15 protein-coding genes are annotated in these 16822 nt (G+C 66.7%); 9 read left to right on the top strand and 6 right to left on the bottom strand.

The window, feature by feature from the left end:
• The first annotated feature begins 8 nt into the window (after window positions 1-8).
• The 9 genes from mtgA to C1704_RS00160 all read left to right on the top strand — a co-directional run bounded on the left by mtgA (window position 9) and on the right by C1704_RS00160 (window position 7446).
• Entirely contained in the window at window positions 9-755 is a 747-nt protein-coding gene (gene mtgA, locus C1704_RS00200; RefSeq protein WP_104299815.1) for a monofunctional biosynthetic peptidoglycan transglycosylase, read from the top strand.
• A 31-nt stretch (window positions 756-786) separates the two neighbouring features.
• The gene (locus tag C1704_RS00195) at window positions 787-1401 is read left to right on the top strand and encodes a hypothetical protein (protein WP_104299814.1); all 615 of its coding nucleotides are present in this window, start codon (window positions 787-789) and stop codon (window positions 1399-1401) included.
• Window positions 1398-1925 (top strand): TlpA family protein disulfide reductase, encoded by a 528-nt coding sequence (locus tag C1704_RS00190; RefSeq protein ID WP_104299812.1) that lies wholly within the window; start codon window positions 1398-1400, stop codon window positions 1923-1925. The genes C1704_RS00195 and C1704_RS00190 overlap by 4 nt, the downstream gene beginning before the upstream one ends.
• 124 nt (window positions 1926-2049) lie before the next feature.
• Window positions 2050-2496 (top strand): type II 3-dehydroquinate dehydratase, encoded by a 447-nt coding sequence (gene aroQ, locus C1704_RS00185; RefSeq protein WP_104299811.1) that lies wholly within the window; start codon window positions 2050-2052, stop codon window positions 2494-2496.
• Between the two features lie 77 nt (window positions 2497-2573).
• Window positions 2574-3047 carry an acetyl-CoA carboxylase biotin carboxyl carrier protein gene (accB, locus tag C1704_RS00180; protein ID WP_104299809.1) on the top strand — a complete coding sequence of 158 codons (474 nt, stop codon included), beginning with the start codon at window positions 2574-2576 and terminating at the stop codon, window positions 3045-3047.
• Between the two features lie 10 nt (window positions 3048-3057).
• Window positions 3058-4407: an acetyl-CoA carboxylase biotin carboxylase subunit gene (gene accC / locus C1704_RS00175; RefSeq protein WP_104299807.1), complete on the top strand. Its 1350-nt coding sequence runs from the start codon at window positions 3058-3060 to the stop codon at window positions 4405-4407.
• Window positions 4408-4410: 3 nt separating this feature from the next.
• Window positions 4411-5307 (top strand): 50S ribosomal protein L11 methyltransferase, encoded by an 897-nt coding sequence (gene prmA / locus C1704_RS00170; RefSeq protein ID WP_104299805.1) that lies wholly within the window; start codon window positions 4411-4413, stop codon window positions 5305-5307.
• Window positions 5308-5355: 48 nt separating this feature from the next.
• On the top strand, window positions 5356-6510 hold the full coding sequence (locus tag C1704_RS00165) for a zinc-ribbon and DUF3426 domain-containing protein (RefSeq protein WP_104299803.1): 1155 nt from the start codon (window positions 5356-5358) through the stop codon (window positions 6508-6510).
• A gap of 27 nt (window positions 6511-6537) precedes the next feature.
• The gene (locus C1704_RS00160; protein ID WP_104299801.1) at window positions 6538-7446 is read left to right on the top strand and encodes a carbohydrate kinase family protein; all 909 of its coding nucleotides are present in this window, start codon (window positions 6538-6540) and stop codon (window positions 7444-7446) included.
• Window positions 7447-7512: 66 nt separating this feature from the next.
• On the opposite strand, the gene C1704_RS00155 is transcribed toward C1704_RS00160, so the two are convergent.
• The 6 genes from C1704_RS00155 to C1704_RS00130 form a co-directional block, all read right to left on the bottom strand.
• Complete coding sequence (locus tag C1704_RS00155) at window positions 7513-8007, bottom strand: histone H1-like DNA-binding protein (protein WP_104299799.1); 495 nt, start codon at window positions 8005-8007, stop codon at window positions 7513-7515.
• A 211-nt stretch (window positions 8008-8218) separates the two neighbouring features.
• Complete coding sequence (locus C1704_RS00150; RefSeq protein ID WP_104299797.1) at window positions 8219-9364, bottom strand: ribonucleotide-diphosphate reductase subunit beta; 1146 nt, start codon at window positions 9362-9364, stop codon at window positions 8219-8221.
• A gap of 204 nt (window positions 9365-9568) precedes the next feature.
• The gene (locus C1704_RS00145; protein ID WP_104299795.1) at window positions 9569-12481 is read right to left on the bottom strand and encodes a ribonucleoside-diphosphate reductase subunit alpha; all 2913 of its coding nucleotides are present in this window, start codon (window positions 12479-12481) and stop codon (window positions 9569-9571) included.
• A 329-nt stretch (window positions 12482-12810) separates the two neighbouring features.
• A complete protein-coding gene (gene ampD / locus C1704_RS00140) occupies window positions 12811-13404 on the bottom strand; it encodes a 1,6-anhydro-N-acetylmuramyl-L-alanine amidase AmpD (RefSeq protein ID WP_104299793.1) in 594 nt (197 codons plus the stop codon).
• Window positions 13391-14899, bottom strand: coding sequence for a sigma-54-dependent transcriptional regulator (locus tag C1704_RS00135; protein WP_104299791.1), 1509 nt, complete (start codon window positions 14897-14899; stop codon window positions 13391-13393). Before C1704_RS00135 ends, ampD begins: the two co-directional genes overlap by 14 nt.
• Complete coding sequence (locus tag C1704_RS00130) at window positions 14896-16803, bottom strand: sensor histidine kinase (RefSeq protein ID WP_104299789.1); 1908 nt, start codon at window positions 16801-16803, stop codon at window positions 14896-14898. The genes C1704_RS00135 and C1704_RS00130 overlap by 4 nt, the downstream gene beginning before the upstream one ends.
• Window positions 16804-16822: the final 19 nt, after the last annotated feature.

The following is a 16822-nucleotide window of genomic DNA, read 5'->3' as shown; positions in this document are numbered from 1 at the left end:
AGCGACCCATGCGCGCGCTGTTCACCTGGGCCTGGCGCCTCACCGCCCTGCTGGTGATCTGCGGCCTGTCGCTGCAGCTCTATTTCCTGGCTCGCGTGGCCCTGATGCTCGTGGTCGATCCACAATCCACCACCTTTCAGCGCAGCGAAGCCTGGCGCATCACGCTCGAACAGGGCCGCCTGCCCTGGCGCCAGGAGTGGCGCGACTACGACCGGATCTCTGACCACCTCAAGCGCGCCGTGATCGCCTCGGAAGACGCGAGCTTTGCCGACCACGACGGCGTGGACTGGGAGGCCATCGAAAAAGCCTGGGAGCGCAACCAGCAGGCGCAGGAACGGGCCGCCAGACTGGCCGAGCGCCGTCCGAACGCACCGGTGCGGCCAGTGCGCATCGTCGGCGGCTCCACCATCACCCAGCAGCTTGCGAAGAATCTCTTCCTCTCCGGCGAGCGCAGCTTCCTGCGCAAGGGGCAGGAAATCGTCATCACCTACATGCTCGAGCACGTGCTCAGCAAGCAGCGCATTCTTGAGATCTACCTGAACAACGTGGAGTGGGGGGAAGGTGTCTTTGGCGCTGAGGCGGCTGCGCGCCACTACTTCCGCGTGGGCGCCGACCAGCTCACCCCCTGGCAGGCAGCCCGGCTGGCGGTGATGCTGCCCGCACCGCGTCGCTACGAACAGCGCCCCAACTCGCCCTACCTGCAGCGCCGTGCGCAGACCATCCTGGCCCGCATGGGGGCCGTCACACTGCCGTGAACCCGGCGATCCGTTCCTGGTCTGATACCTCATGCCCCCCTCACCGCTCACCGCCGAAATTGCCGCTGCGGCCGCCCGCCTCATCGTCGAGGAGGGCATGGAGTACGGCCCGGCCAAGCGCCGAGCGGCCAAACTCGTGGCCCCGCGCACCCGCGGTCCGGTCGATCTGCCGGACAACACCCTGGTGGAAGACGAAGTCCGCGCCTACATCGATCTGTTCTGCGCCGACACCCAGCCGGGCGAGCTTGCCGCCCTGCGCGCTGTGGCCCTGCGCTGGATGCTGCGCCTGGGCGAATTCGAGCCACACCTGACCGGCGCCGTATGGAACGGCACCGCCACCCGCCACAGCGACGTGTGGATCAACCTGTTCTGCGACGACTCCAAGTCGGTCGAAATCGGCCTGCTGAACCTGCGCATTCCCTACGATGTCGGCCAGACGATCGGCTTTCGGGGCGAGACGGTCGATGTCCTCACGGTTTCTGACCATCACGACGCCCTGGACCAGCCTGTGCTCGTGCACCTGAGCCTTTACGACCGCGATGACTTGCGCGGCGCGTTGCGACGCGATGCCCGGGGACGGGCAGAGCGCGGCCCCCTCGCTGCCGTGCAAGCCCTCATCACCCCACCCGACCCGACGACCCCATGAATCGACGACAGTTCATCACCGCCGCCGCCGTGGGCAGTGCCGCGGCCCTGGCAGGCGCCGCACTGGCCTGGTGGCGCCTTCGCCCCGCGCCGCCGGCCTCCGATGCCGTGGCTCAGCTTCTGAACCAGACCTTCGAGACCCCTGAGGGCTCCGCCTTGGCCCTGCGCCAGTTCGCCGGCCGCCCGCTGCTGGTCAACTTCTGGGCCACCTGGTGCCCGCCCTGTGTCAAGGAGATGCCCGAGCTCGACCGCTTCTTCCGGACCCACCGCAACCAGGGCTGGCAGGTCCTGGGCGTGGCGATCGACCGCCCGGATGCCGTGCGGGACTTCCTGGTCCGTGTTCCGGTGAGCTTTCCCATCGCCATCGCCGGCTTCGCCGGCACCGAGCTCGGCAAGACGCTGGGCAACACCACGGGCGCCCTCCCCTTCACCGTCGCCCTCAATGCTGCTGGTGAGATCACCCATCGCAAACTGGGCGAAACGAGCTACGATGAACTGCTGGAGTGGGTCACGCCTCGCGCCTGAGGCCAGCGCAGCGATCCCCACCCCGTCCTTTCGCAAGCATTGAAACAATCTCTCGACTTCTGACGCCTTTTGCGCGTAAAGTCACGCCTTCGTTACCAAAACTGGGCCGAAGTGCCTGACTTTCATGGCGATCCTCGTTCTTCACGGTCCCAATCTCAACCTGCTCGGCACCCGCCAGCCCGAGATCTACGGCGCCACCACCCTGGCGCAAATCAATGAAGATCTCGGCAAATTGGCGGCAGATCGAGGCCACAAGCTGGAATGCTTCCAGAGCAACCATGAAGGTGCACTGGTCGATCGCATCCAGGCCGCGCGCTCCGATGGCACCCGTTTCATCATCATCAACCCGGCAGCCTACACCCACACCAGCGTGGCCATCCGCGACGCGCTGGCGGCCGTGGACCTGCCCTTCATCGAAGTCCATCTGTCCAACATCCACCGCCGTGAAGCCTTCCGCCATCACTCCTACATGTCGGAACTGGCGGTGGGCGTGATCTGCGGACTGGGCCCTGCAGGCTATCGCTACGCCCTCGATCAGGCCTGCGAGCACCTGGCACGCCCCCAGGCCTGATTTCGCATTGCAAAAACATCCCGGCGCACAATGCGCGCCGCTCGATACATACGACGTGACGTCTGCTGGAGAACAACATGGATCTACGCAAGCTGAAAACCCTGATCGACCTGGTGTCCGAATCGAACATCTCGGAACTGGAGATCACCGAGGCTGATGGGAAGGTCCGCATCGTCAAGTCCGACGGCCACGGCGCAGCGCTGACGGCCATGGCGCCGGTGATGGCCGCCCCGGTGGCGGCTGCCCCCGCCGTGGTGCCTGCGACCCCCGCTCCAGCGGCGGCGCCGGTGGCCCCGGCCGCCCCCGCCGAGCCAGCCGGTCATGCGGTGAAATCGCCGATGGTGGGGACCTTCTATCGGTCGTCCAGCCCCGGTGCCAAACCCTTCGTGGAAGTGGGCCAGCAGGTCAAGGAAGGTGACCCGATCTGCATCATCGAGGCCATGAAGATCATGAACGAGATCGAGGCCGACAAGTCGGGCACCGTCACCCGCATCCTGTGCGAGAACGGGCAGGCCGTGGAGTACGGTCAGCCGCTGCTGATCATCGAGTGAGGCGCACTCGATGTTCAAGAAGATCCTGATCGCCAACCGCGGGGAGATCGCCCTGCGCATCCAGCGCGCCTGCCGCGAGATGGGCATCCAGTCCGTGGTCGTCTACTCCGAAGCCGACCGCGATGCCAAGTACGTGAAGCTGGCCGACGAGGCCGTGTGCATCGGCCCGGCACCCTCCGGCCAGAGCTACCTGCACATGCCGGCCATCATCTCGGCCGCGGAAGTGACCGATGCCGAGGCCATCCACCCCGGCTACGGCTTCCTGTCCGAGAACGCCGACTTCGCCGAGCGCGTCGAGCAAAGCGGATTCACGTTCATCGGTCCCACGCCCGAGTCCATCCGCATCATGGGCGACAAGGTCTCGGCCAAGGCGGCCATGATCAAGGCCGGCGTGCCCTGTGTGCCCGGCTCCGAAGGTGCCCTGCCCGACGACCCGAAGGAGATCATCCGCATCGCACGCTCCATCGGTTATCCGGTCATCATCAAGGCCGCCGGCGGCGGCGGTGGACGCGGCATGCGGGTGGTGCACACCGAGGCCGCCCTCATTCACGCCGTCCAGACCACCCGGGCCGAGGCGGGCGCCGCCTTCAACAACCCGGCGGTGTACATGGAGAAGTTCCTCGAGAACCCCCGCCACATCGAGATCCAGGTGCTGGCTGACCAGCACCGCAATGCCGTCTATCTGGGCGAACGCGACTGCTCGATGCAGCGCCGCCACCAGAAGATCATCGAAGAAGCGCCGGCCCCAGGCATCCCGCGTCGCATCATTGAACGCATCGGCGCACGTTGCGCCGACGCCTGCAAGAAGATCGGTTATCGCGGCGCTGGCACCTTCGAGTTCCTTTACGAGAACGGCGAGTTCTACTTCATCGAGATGAACACCCGCGTGCAGGTGGAGCACCCGGTGACGGAACTCGTGACAGGCATCGACATCGTGCAGATGCAGATCCGTGTGGCCGCCGGCGAGAAACTGCCTTTCTCGCAACGCCACATCGAGATGCGTGGCCACGCCATCGAGTGCCGCATCAATGCCGAAGATCCCTACAAGTTCACACCCTCGCCCGGACGCATCACGATGTGGCACGCTCCCGGCGGGCCTGGCGTGCGGGTGGACACGCACATTTACACCAACTACTTCGTACCGCCCCACTACGACTCGATGGTGGGCAAGATCATCGTGCACGGCGACACGCGCGAACAGGCCCTGGCCCGCATGCGGATCGCCCTGTCCGAGACGCTCGTGGAAGGCATCCTCACCAACATCCCGCTGCACCGGGAGCTGATGGTCGATTCGAAGTTCATGGAAGGCGGCACCAGCATCCACTATCTGGAAGGCTGGATGTCCCAGCACCAGCGCTGAGGCATGGTCGAGCTCATCCTGCTGGCGGCCGAGGGCGACGTCGAGACGGTGTCCGACGCGCTGATGGAACTCGACGCGCTGTCGGTCTCTGTCGAGGACGCCGATGCCGACAGTGAGGCCGAGCAAGCCCTCTTCGGCGAGCCCGGCATGCCGCCGCCCCGGGCCGGCTGGCAGCGATCCACCGTCAAGGCGCTCTACCCCGACGAGGAAGCCGCCCTCGAAGCCGCCACACTGCTGCTGGCGCAGGAGTGGGCCGGTGACGTGCATGTGGTGGCCGTCCAGGATGTGCCCGACGCAGACTGGGTGCGCCTCACGCAATCGCAGTTCGCCCCGGTGGAAATCACGCCCAGCTTCTGGATCGTGCCCACCTGGCATGAACCGCCTGCGCAAGCCGAGCAGATCATCCGTCTCGACCCCGGCCTCGCCTTCGGCACGGGCACCCACCCCACCACCCGCATGTGCCTGCGCTGGATCGCCACGCACGCGCCCGAGCTGAGCCCGGCATGGGTCCGCACGCTCGACTACGGGTGCGGCTCGGGCATCCTGGCCATCGGTGCTGCCCTTCATGGCGCCCAGGGCATCGACGCGGTTGACATCGACCCGGCCGCCGTCGAAGCCACCTCCCACAATGCACAGGCCAACGGCGTCACGCTGCGCGCCGGACTGCCCGACCTGGCCCAAGGGGCCTACCCGCTGGTGCTGGCCAACATCCTGGCCACACCGCTCAAGTTGCTCGCGCCCCTGCTGTGCGCACACGTGGCGCCGGGCGGGCACCTGGTGCTTGCGGGCATTCTGGAACGCCAGGCCGATGAACTGACAGCGGCTTATGCGCCCTGGCTGCGCCTGCAAGTGAGCGACCGGGATGATGGCTGGATCCTGATGACTGCCCACCGTGCCTGAGCCGCGTGACCGCCAGGACGAGACCATCGTCATGGCATCATTTGCGCCATGAGTCTGGCCACCCGTTGCCCCGCCTGCCACACCGCCTTTCGTGTGGTGCAGGATCAGCTCAAGGTGTCCGAGGGCTGGGTGCGCTGTGGTCGCTGCAACGAGGTGTTCAATGCCCTCGACGGACTCTTTGACCTCGAGCGGGACCCCGCCCCCACCAGCGGAACCGCTTCGGCCTCCGGCAGCCCCCGCGAAAGCAGCCCCAGCGCTGCCGTGCAGGCGGGGCTCGGGGCTTTGCTCTCCAAAGCCTCGTCCGACAGCGCGGGCCCGCCCCCACCCCCCCCTCCCCCGCCGGCTGCCGCAACGCTGCGCCCTCGCGCACGCACTCCGACCCCGGCGCCGGCTTCAACCGCGGCGCCACCCCCTGCGGCTGCGCCGGCCATCATCGCGGACGACGACGCGCCCACCACCTCCGAGGTGCTCGACTCGCGCTTTCTCGACCGCAGCACCTACGGTGCACTGCACGAGAGCGATGTCGAACATGAGTTTGCCGATGCCCGGCTCGACAGCGATCTGCACAGTGATGAGCAGCCCGACACGCCGCGCCCGGCCGCCTGGACTCCTCGCGCCGCCCCGATCGCACGGGCAAGCGCCGGCCGCGGCGGCGCTCGCCCACGAGCGGGCAAGAACGACGACAGCCACCACACGCCCGGCTTCCTGCGCCAGGCCGAGCGGGAGGCCCTGTGGCGCCGGCCTGCCGTGCGCGCCACGCTCGGCGTGCTCGCGCTGGCCCTTGCCGCCATGCTGAGCCTCCAGTGGGCCCGGCACGAGCGCAACTGGCTGGCCGTGCACCATCCCCAGACCCGCCCTTGGCTGGAGCAGCTTTGCGCCTGGACGCAATGCCGTGTGGGGCCCTGGCAGTCCATCGATGATGTCGTCGTCGACAACAGCAGCCTGGCCCCTGGCAACTCGCCGGAGAGCTATCGGCTCACCGTCCAGTTGCGCAACCGTGCCGGCGTGGCAGTGGCCGTGCCGGCCATCGAGCTGGCACTGACCGATCTGCAAGGCAGCCTGGTCACCCGGCGGGCCTTGCTGCCGGCCGACTTCCGTGCGGACGAGACCCTGGCCGCACGTGCCGACATGACCTTGCGCCTGGACTTCCGGACGCCAGGTCATCGTGTGGCAGGCTACACCGTCGAAGCCTTCTACCCCTGACCTTTCCTCCTTGCATCTGGAGCCTTCATGTCTGCCCTGATCTGCGGTTCGCTGGCCTTCGACACCATCACCAACTTCCACGGTCGCTTTCGCGAGCAGATCCTGCCCGAGCAGATCCACATCCTGAACGTGTCCTTCCTCGTGCCCACGCTGCGGCGCGAGTTCGGCGGCTGCGCCGGCAACATCGCCTACTCCCTGCACCAGCTTGGCGGCACCCCGCTGGTGATGGCAGCCCTCGGGACCGACGGGCAGGACTACCTGCAGCGCCTGCAGGATTGGGGGGTTTCAACCGAGTTCGTGCGCACCATCGACGGCCAGTACACCGCCCAGGCGATCATCATGACCGACCTGGACAACAACCAGATCACCGCCTTCCATCCCGGCGCGATGGGCGAGGCTCACCAGACCCGCATCACCGCGCGCGAGGACATCCGCCTGGCGATCATCGCCCCGGACGGACGCGAGGCGATGATCGGGCATGCACAACAGCTGGCTGCGGCCGGCATTCCCTTCATCTTCGATCCCGGCCAAGGCCTGCCGATGTTCAACGGTGAGGAACTGCGGCGCTTCGTCTCCCAGGCCACCTGGGTGGCGCTGAACGACTACGAGGCGCGCATGCTGTGCGAACGCACCGGCCAGGACCTCGCATCGCTGTCGCGCTCTCACCTGCAGGGCGTGGTCGTGACGCTGGGGGAGCAGGGCTGCGAGGTCTGGACACAGGGGGAGCGACAGCACATCCCGGGCGTGAAGGCCACGGCCGTGGTGGACCCCACAGGTTGCGGCGATGCCTTCCGCGCAGCCCTGCTCTATGGGCTGGAACGGGGCTGGGCGCTGGCCCGCTGCGCAGAGCTGGGCAACCGGCTGGGCGCACTGAAGATCGCCTGCAGCGGCCCGCAGAACCACCGCATCGACCGCACCGCTCTTGCACTGGACTGAGCAAGAAAAAACCCGGCCGAAGCCGGGCTTTGCACGGGGCGCCGCCTTGCGGCGGCGCGATCCGGCTCAGGGCTTGTTGCCCGTCGGGAAGGGCCAGGCCGCCTGAGGGCTGAGAGCCGTCTTGGCTGCAGGCGCAGCGGCGGCAGGGGCAGGGGCAGCCTTCGCGGCAGGCTTCTTCGCAGCGGGCTTCTTGGCCGCAGGCTTCTTCGCAGCAGCCTTCTTGGCAGGCGCCTTCTTGGCTGCAGCCTTCTTGGCCGGTGCAGCCTTCTTGGCGGCGACCTTCTTGACTGCCACCTTCTTGGCGGCCGGCTTCTTGGCGGCGACCTTCTTCGCGGCGGGCTTCTTGGCCGCCACCTTCTTCACCGCGGCCTTCTTGGCGGGCGCAGCCTTCTTCGCGGCGGGCTTCTTGGCCGCCACCTTCTTCACCGCAGCCTTCTTGGCGGGCGCGGCCTTCTTGGCGACGACCTTCTTGGCCGGTGCGGCCTTCTTCACAGCGGCCTTCTTGGCGGCCGGCTTCTTCGCTGCCGCCTTCTTGGCGGCCGGTTTCTTCGCAGTTGCCATGACGAATCTCCTTGATCAAGTGGCAAAGAGCACCGCGCCGCTCGATACAGCGCGGAGATTCACAGGCCGGGATTCTGTCCAGGAGGGACGCCCCGGTCCGGTGAATACGATGACAGGCGGCTGGTGCAGCTTCTTCGTCCGCAACCTTCCGCCTGTGAATCTGGTTCGTTCTCTGTTCATGACCTGGAGCGTGGTACTTCGCCGCGGCGCTTCAATCCCAGGACAGCGCGCCACCGGATTGGTACTCGATGACGCGGGTCTCGAAGAAATTGCGCTCTTTCTTCAGGTCGATCATTTCGCTCATCCACGGGAACGGGTTTTCCTCGTTCGGGAAGAGCTCCTCCAGGCCAATCTGCGTGGCGCGCCGATTCGCGATGTAACGCAGATAGCCCTTGAACATCGAAGCATTCAACCCCAGCACCCCGCGAGGCATGGTGTCCTCGGCGTAGCGGTACTCCAGCTCGACCGCCTTGAGGAACAAGGCCTTGATCTCGGCCTTGAACTCTGCGGTCCACAGGTGGGGGTTCTCCAGCTTGATCTGGTTGATGAGATCGATGCCGAAATTGCAGTGCATCGATTCGTCGCGCAGGATGTACTGGTACTGCTCGGCTGCACCCGTCATCTTGTTCTGACGGCCCAGCGCCAGGATCTGGGTGAAGCCCACGTAGAAGAACAGGCCTTCCATCAGGCAGGCGAAGACGATCAGGCTCTTGAGCAGGGTCTGGTCGGCTTCGGGTGTACCCGTCTTGAAGTTCGGATCCATGATCGCGTCGATGAACGGGATCAGGAACTCGTCCTTGTCGCGGATCGACGACACCTCGTGGTAGGCGTTGAAGATCTCGCCCTCATCCAGGCCCAGGCTTTCGACGATGTACTGGTAGGCGTGGGTATGGATGGCTTCTTCGAAGGCCTGGCGCAGCAGGAACTGACGGCACTCGGGCGCCGTGATGTGGCGGTAGGTGCCCAGGGTGATGTTGTTGGCAGCCAGCGAGTCTGCCGTGACGAAGAAGCCGAGGTTGCGCTTGATGATGCGGCGCTCGTCTTCGGTCAGGCCGTTGGGGTCCTTCCACAGCGCGATGTCGCGAGACATGTTGATCTCTTGCGGCATCCAGTGGTTGGCGCAGGTGGCGAGGTACTTCTCCCAGGCCCACTTGTACTTGAAGGGGACGAGCTGGTTGACGTCGGTCTGGCCGTTGATGATGCGCTTGTCGGCGACGTTCACACGACGCACCGACGAAGAGGCGGGCTGCGTCGTCTGGGGCGACGATGCCACCGACCGTGCCGCGCCAGGCGCAGAGGTCATGGGTTGCATCGCGAGAGAGTTCGAAGCTTGGAGGTCTTCTTCCCAGGCCAACATGGTGGACTTCCTATGGGTGCGAATTATGAGAGTGTTGTGTCCAAACACCAAGCACTTCTTGACAACGACGCGATGAACTTGTTGCTGTGCTGCATCGAAACTGACGCAGCGTGCGCATCACCATCGATGCCTGGCGTTGGAACACACGCAATGAAATCGATGCGAGTGCGGCCAGGCACCGCGTCTCGCATCATGTCGAAAGCCTTACTGGCAGGCCTCGCAGGTCGGATCGTCGAGGGAGCAGAACTTCATATCGGTCGCCGGCACGGCTGCCATCTGTTCGCGCGCCTTCGCCGCAGCCGCGTCGATGGCTGAGGCCCCTGATGCCATACCGCCCTGCGAGGGCACGGCATTGAGCTGCCCCGACTTCACCGTGGACTTCTCGGCGTGCGTTGCGCCGATGGTGCGCAGGTAGTAGGTGGTTTTCAGGCCGCGCTGCCAGGCGAGCTTGTAGGTCTCGTCAAGCTTCTTGCCCGAGGCGCCGGCCATGTAGATGTTCAGGCTCTGCGCCTGGTCGATCCACTTCTGGCGGCGCGCAGCAGCCTCGACGAGCCACACGGGCTCCACCTCGAAGGCCGTGGCATAGAGCTGCTTGAGATCCTCGGGCACGCGGTCGATGCGGCGCAGCGAACCGTCGAAGTGCTTGAGGTCCATGACCATCACGTCGTCCCACAGGCCCAGCTTCTTCAGGTCGCGCACCAGGTACTCGTTGACCACGGTGAACTCGCCCGAGAGGTTGGACTTGACCGAGAGGTTGCCGAAGCAAGGTTCGATCGAGGCGTCCACGCCGACGATGTTGGAGATGGTCGCCGTCGGGGCGATCGCCACGCAGTTGGAGTTGCGCATGCCGTGCTGGGCGATGCGGGCGCGAAGGCTATCCCAGTCCAGGGTGCGGGAGCGGTCGACCTCGACGTAGCCGCCGCGCTGCTCGGCCAGCAGATCCAGCGAATCCATCGGGAGGATGCCGCGGTCCCACAACGAGCCCTTGTAGCTGGAGTAGCGCCCACGCTCGGCAGCCAGTTCGGTCGAGGCCCAGTAGGCGTAGTAGCAGACGGCTTCCATCGACCGGTCGGCGAACTCCACGGCCGCCTCGCTGGCGTAGGGAATGCGCAACTGGTAGAGGCTGTCCTGGAAGGCCATCACGCCCAGCCCCACCGGGCGGTGGCGCAGATTCGAATCGCGCGCCTTCTTGACCGCGTAATAGTTGATGTCGATGACGTTGTCGAGCATGCGCATGGCCGTGGCAACCGTGCGCTTGAGCTTGTCGTGATCGATGCCACCGTCCTTCAGGTGCTGGGCCAGGTTGACCGAGCCCAGGTTGCACACGGCGATTTCCTGGTCGTTGGTGTTCAGCGTGATCTCGGTGCACAGATTGCTGCTGTGCACCACGCCCACATGCTGCTGAGGCGAGCGCACGTTGCAGGCGTCCTTGAAGGTGATCCAGGGGTGCCCGGTCTCGAACAGCATGGTCAGCATCTTGCGCCACAGGTCGACGGCACGCACCTTCTTGTAGAGCTTGATCTCGCCGCGCGCGACCATCTCCTCGTAGCGGGTGTAGGCCGCCTCGAAGTCCTTGCCGAACTTGTCGTGCAGGTCCGGGCAGGTGGAGGGCGAGAACAGCGTCCACTCGCCGTTCTCCATCACCCGCTTCATGAACAGGTCGGGGATCCAGTTGGCCGTGTTCATGTCGTGGGTGCGGCGACGATCATCGCCGGTGTTCTTGCGCAGCTCGAGGAACTCCTCGACATCCAGGTGCCAGCTTTCCAGGTAGGCACACACGGCGCCCTTGCGCTTGCCACCCTGGTTGACTGCCACGGCCGTGTCGTTGACCACCTTCAGGAAAGGCACCACCCCCTGGCTTTCGCCATTGGTGCCCTTGATGTGGCTGCCCAGGGCGCGCACGCGGGTCCAGTCATTGCCCAGGCCGCCGGCGAACTTCGACAGCAGGGCGTTTTCCTTGATGGCCTCGTAGATGCCGTCGAGGTCGTCGGGCACCGTGGTGAGGTAGCAGCTGGAGAGCTGGGAGCGGCGCGTGCCGGAGTTGAACAGGGTGGGCGTGCTCGACATGAAGTCGAAGCTGGACAGCACCTCGTAGAACTCGATGGCGCGGGCCTCGCGGTCGATCTCGTTCAGCGCCAGGCCCATGGCCACGCGCATGAAGAAGGCCTGGGGCAGCTCGATGCGCTGCTTGCGCACGTGCAGGAAATAGCGGTCGTACAGGGTCTGCAGGCCCAGATAGTCGAACTGCAAGTCGCGCTCGGCCTTGAGCGCACCGCCCAGGCGGGCCAGGTCGAACTGCAGCAGGCGCTCGTCCAGGAGTTCGGCATCCACGCCCTTCTTGATGAAGCCGGGGAAATACTCGGCGTAGCGCTGGTGCATCTCGGCCTGGGTGACCTCCTCGCCGAGGATCTCCTTGCGGATGGTGTGCAGCAGCAGCCGCGCAGTGGCGCGGGTGTAGGCCGGATCCTTCTCGATCAGGGTGCGTGCAGCCAGGATGGCAGCTTTGTAAACCTCGTCGATGGGCACACCGTCGTAGAGGTTGCGGCGCGTCTCGGCCAGGATGGGTTCCGGCTTGACGTCTTCGCCCAGACCCTCGCAGGCCGACACGATCAGGGCCTGCAGACGGTTCATGTCCAGGGGTACGCGATGGCCACCGTCGACCACCATCAGCGCGGGCTGGGCCTGCTGGGCGGCGACCTGCTCGCCCTGTCGGGCGCGCTCCTGGGCGCGGCGCTCGCGGTAGAGCACATAGGCGCGCGCGACCTCGTGATGGCCGCCGCGCATCAGGCCGAGCTCGACCTGGTCTTGCACGTCCTCGATGTGGAACGTGCCACCTCCCGGACGCGAGCGCAACAGGGCTCGCACCACCGCCTCGGTCAGGCCGTCCACTGTTTCGCGCACGCTGGCCGAGGCTGCACCCTGCGTGCCGTGCACCGCCAGGAAGGCCTTCATCAGCGCCACCGCGATCTTGTGAGGCTCGAAAGCCACTACCGCACCGTTGCGGCGGATGATCTGATAACCGGCATAGGCCGAGGTGGTGGCGCCAGCCGCACGGCTGGTGGAAGCGCTGAAGGTGGTGCCGGCGTGCGGCTCGGTGGTGGCGGTGGATGTCTGCATGGATTCCCCTAAATCTGCAATCGGTCTGGCAGGGCGCCGCGCCGGGTGCCACGCGCAGGATGTGCGCGAGGCCGGCGGAATGCACTTGTTGTGTGTGGACCGAAACACTATATCTAGCGCTCGCCCCGGTTTCAAGCGCTAGCGCTAGTGTCCCGACTGGTCACAATGCAGGATTGACGACCACCCCGATTGGTGCTTGCAGCTCAGGGTCGAGGCCGGTGCAAAACGGTCCACGTCCGCCGCAGGCCGCATGGCATGTGCTGCTGGCAATCGCCGACGAAGATCCATGCGGCCCTCAGGACCAAACACGCCTCCAGGCCGCGCCAGCGCTAGGTCGGGCTCAAGGCAAAGCACACTGCCGGCCAGCCCAGCGCGGCTTGCAGGCCTGCCCAGTCGAATGCAGGCCCAGGGTCGGACTTGCGTCCCGGCGCCACATGCTCATGTCCGGTCACGTGCGCCACCGGGTAGATCGCACGCAGATCGCGCAGGAGCGTGACCAGCGTGCGGTACTGGATGGGAGCAAAGGCCTCGCCTTCCAGTCCCTCCAGCTCGATCCCGATGCTGAAATCGTTGCAATTGTCACGTCCCTGAAAACTGGATCGGCCGGCGTGCCAGGCGCGTCGCTCGCAGGACACGAACTGGAGCAGGCCGCCATCGCGCTGCACGACAAAGTGGGCCGACACCTCCAGACCGCGCAGGGTCTCAAAGTATGGATGCGCCGCCCAGTCCAGGGTGTTGGTGAAGAATCGCTCGATCTCGTCCCCGCCATACCGTCCGGGCGGCAGGCTGATGGAGTGAAGGATCACCAGATCGATGACTTGTCCCGGTGGGCGCAGCCCGTGGTTGGGGCTGGGCACCGCGCGGGCCAGGCGGTACCAGCCTTCGTGCCAGAGCACGTTCCGCGGAGGCTCACTCACTGCCATCGCTGTCCGGCGTCACCCCATGTTCGGCCACCATCACGCCGAGGCGGGCCATGCGGTAGCGCATCTGGCGCAGCGACAGGCCCAGGCTGGCCCCGGCTGCCGTGCGGTTGAAGCGGTGCCGCTCCAAAGCACGGACCAGGATGTCACGCTCGACCGAGTCGAGATAGGCCTCCAGGTTGGTCGGCAAGGGTGCCTGGGTGTCGGCCTGCGCCATGGCCGGCGCCTCCAGCCGCGCCCCGCCGGCACCGGTGTCGAAGTCCTGCATCACCGTGTCGCCTTCGTAGGCGTCAGGCAGCAGCAAGGACCCCTCATCAACCCACTCGCCGCCGGACAGCGCCACCGCCCGGTGCAGGAGGTTCTCCAGCTCGCGCACATTGCCGGGGAAGTTGTAGTGCCGCAGCTGCTCCAGGGCCTCGGGGGCCAGGCGGGGGGGCGGCCACACGCCGGCATCCTGCGCGATGCGCTCGAGGACGCGAGCGCAGATGGCCGGCAGGTCCTCCATGCGTTCCCGCAAGGGCGGGACGCGGATCTGGATCACGTTCAGACGGTAGTACAGATCCTGCCGGAATCGACCGGTCTGGACCTCGGCGGCCAGATCCTTGTGGGTGGCACTGACGATGCGCACGTCCACCGGGGTCTCCGACACGGCGCCGACCGGCCTCACGGCACGCTCCTGGATCACGCGCAGCAACTTGGACTGCATCGACAGCGGCAGATCGCCAATCTCGTCGAGAAACAGCGTGCCTCCGCGGGCCGCCTGGAAAAAGCCTTCGCGGTCCTCGTTGGCCCCGGTGAAGGCCCCTTTGCGGTAGCCGAAGAACTCCGCTTCCAGCAGCTGTTCGGGAATGGCACCGCAATTGACGGCGATGAAGGGCTGCCCCTGGCGCGGGCTCACCTCGTGGATGGCGCGTGCCACCAGCTCCTTGCCGGTGCCCGACTCGCCGGCCACCAGCACCGGCGCCATGCTGCGGGCCACCTTGTCGATCAGCGCACGCACCTGCTGCATGCTGGGCGACTGGCCGGCCATGCGTTCGATGGCGCTGCCGCTCCCTGCGGCGCCCGAGCGTTGCGGCGTGCGCGGGACAGGAGCCGGTGCGGCCGAGGGCGCCGCAGCCGGCGCCTGACGCCCCAGCGCAGAGGCCACCACGGCGCGGAACTGCTTGAGGTCCACCGGCTTCGTGAGGTAATCGTAGGCCCCCGCCTTGAGCGCCTCCACGGCGTTCTCCGGCGACCCGAAGGCCGTGATGACGATGGTCCTTTCGCGTCGGCCGGCCTGCTCGAGCCGCCGCAGCAGGTCCAGCCCCGTGCCATCGGGCAGGCGCATATCGGTGATCACGGCACTGTAGGTGCGGTCGTGCAGCCGAGCCCAGGCGTCCTCGACGGTGGCAGCCGTTTCGACGTCATAGCCCTCCCGCAGCAGGGTCAGCTCGTACAGGGTGCGCAGGTCGGGTTCGTCATCAACGACCAGCAGGCTGTAGTGGGAGGCGAGCGTCATGAGTCGAGATGCAGGGTGGACACAGGCGCTTCGAGCGCTTCGCGCCGCATCGCCAGGAAGAACTCGTTGCGCGCACCGTGGTGGGCGCCGCGCAGGCGGTAATCGATGCTCGCGCCGTAACGCTCGCACAGCTCCTTGCAAATATACAGGCCCAGGCCGGTGCCTCGGCTGCGCGTCGAAAAGAAGGGTTCGAACAGGTAGCGTTCCACGTCGGGCGGGATGGGGTCACCATCGCTGGCCACACTCAGGGTGACCACGTCGTCGCCATCTTCATACAGATGGACGAGCACACTGCCTGGCTGGCCGGACGCGTGACGGTGAGCGTTGTCGAGGAGGTTGACCAGCACGCGTCGCAGGTGGTCCGGATCAAACCGTGTGGCCAGCGCGTGCTGTGGCAGCGTCACCTTCAGGGGGCTGCGCTCGTCCAGCGGCAGGCGCGCCGTCCGCGCCCACTCGCTGCACACCGAGCCCACCAGCGCGCTGAGGTCGATCACCGGCGCGGTGGTCGCCGGTCCGCCAGGCGCCACTTCCATCACGTCGTCCACGATGCGCTTGAGGCGCTCGACGTTGTCGCTGACCATCTGTGTGAGCTGGCGCTGCGCGGGTGTCTCAGCATCTTCGGCCATCAGTGCATTGGCCTGTGCGATGGCCGCCAGCGGATTGCGGATCTCGTGCGCGATGCCGGCCGAGACGCGTCCCATCGCTGCCAGCTTTTCCTGCCGGACCCGGGCCTGCACGTCGCGCTCGTCCTCGAGGAACAGGACGCACAGCTCCTCGCTGCTGTCAGGGTCGCGCCGCCGCGTGAAGCGCATGCGCACGCGCAAGGCACGCTCCACGCCGGAGTCAAAGACCAGATGGACTTCGCGCCCGGACTCGGGCCACTGACCTTCACCGAAGGCCCGGCGCACCGCCTGGGCCAAGGGCACCCAGGCAAGCTGGGACTGCAGCTGGAAAGGCGCCGGCCGGGACAGCCCGGAGTCGGCAATGATGCGCCGCGCCGCCGGGTTGGCGGCGCGTACCTTGCCTCGCCGATCGACCACCAGCACGCCGTGGTGCAGCTCGTCGATCACGAGACGGTTGAGCTGGGCCTGCTGGCGAGCCAGCTCCAGGCTGCCTCGTGCAGCCAGCTCCTCGCGTGCCAGGCGCCCGGCCAGCTCACCCGCCAGAAAGGCGATGACGAAAAAGCCGCTGGCCACGAGCCCCGCCTGCGTCATCAGCACGCTGATGTCACCCCCACGCGAGGCTTCCCGCCAGGCCTCACCCAGGAGCAGCAGAGTGACGGCCGCCGCCACCCCCAGGGCCGCCCGCCGGCGGGTGAGCACCCCGGCCATGAGGACGGGCAGCACCAGCAGGGGAACGAAGCTGAGCCCCCCACGGGGCGCCAGCAGGTGCAGGGCGCCGAAGGCCATCACATCCACGCCGATCGTGGCCAGCCACTGGCGCCGGTTCAGGCGTGAAGGTGGCGGCGCGGCCGTGCCCGACGTGGCAGCGCCCGCCCCGCGGAACAACCCCCAGGCGGCCATCGTGAGGGTGGCATAGAGCACACACCCCGCGAGCACGTGCAAGGGAACACCGGAGCCGAACCAGTGCGTCGCGAGCTGCGTGGTGAGCAACAGCAGGCCAACCGCCACCCGCGCCCCCAGGAACGCGCGGAAGATGCGCTGGAAGGAGGGCATGCCGGCCGCGCCCAGCAGACGCCGCGCGTGGCGCGTGAGGAAACGCGAGTCCTCGCTTGGCAGCGTGCTGCCGTCGTTGTAGCGCGACTCCTCGTCGCCCAGCTGGGTGTCACCCTCGACACCCAGGGCGGCAAACCAGGACTCCGGCTCAGGCCGCTGCGCGGACGATGCCCGGCGATCGGCGGCACGCCGTTCGGCGCTGCGGCGTTCAGTGGCGCGGCGATTCATCCCGAGGCCGTCCCTGCCC

Origin of the sequence: Caldimonas caldifontis, from assembly GCF_002930615.1 — a bacterium.
Lineage (GTDB): Bacteria > Pseudomonadota > Gammaproteobacteria > Burkholderiales > Burkholderiaceae_C > Caldimonas > Caldimonas caldifontis.
This window is presented reverse-complemented; position numbering and strand designations above follow the sequence as displayed.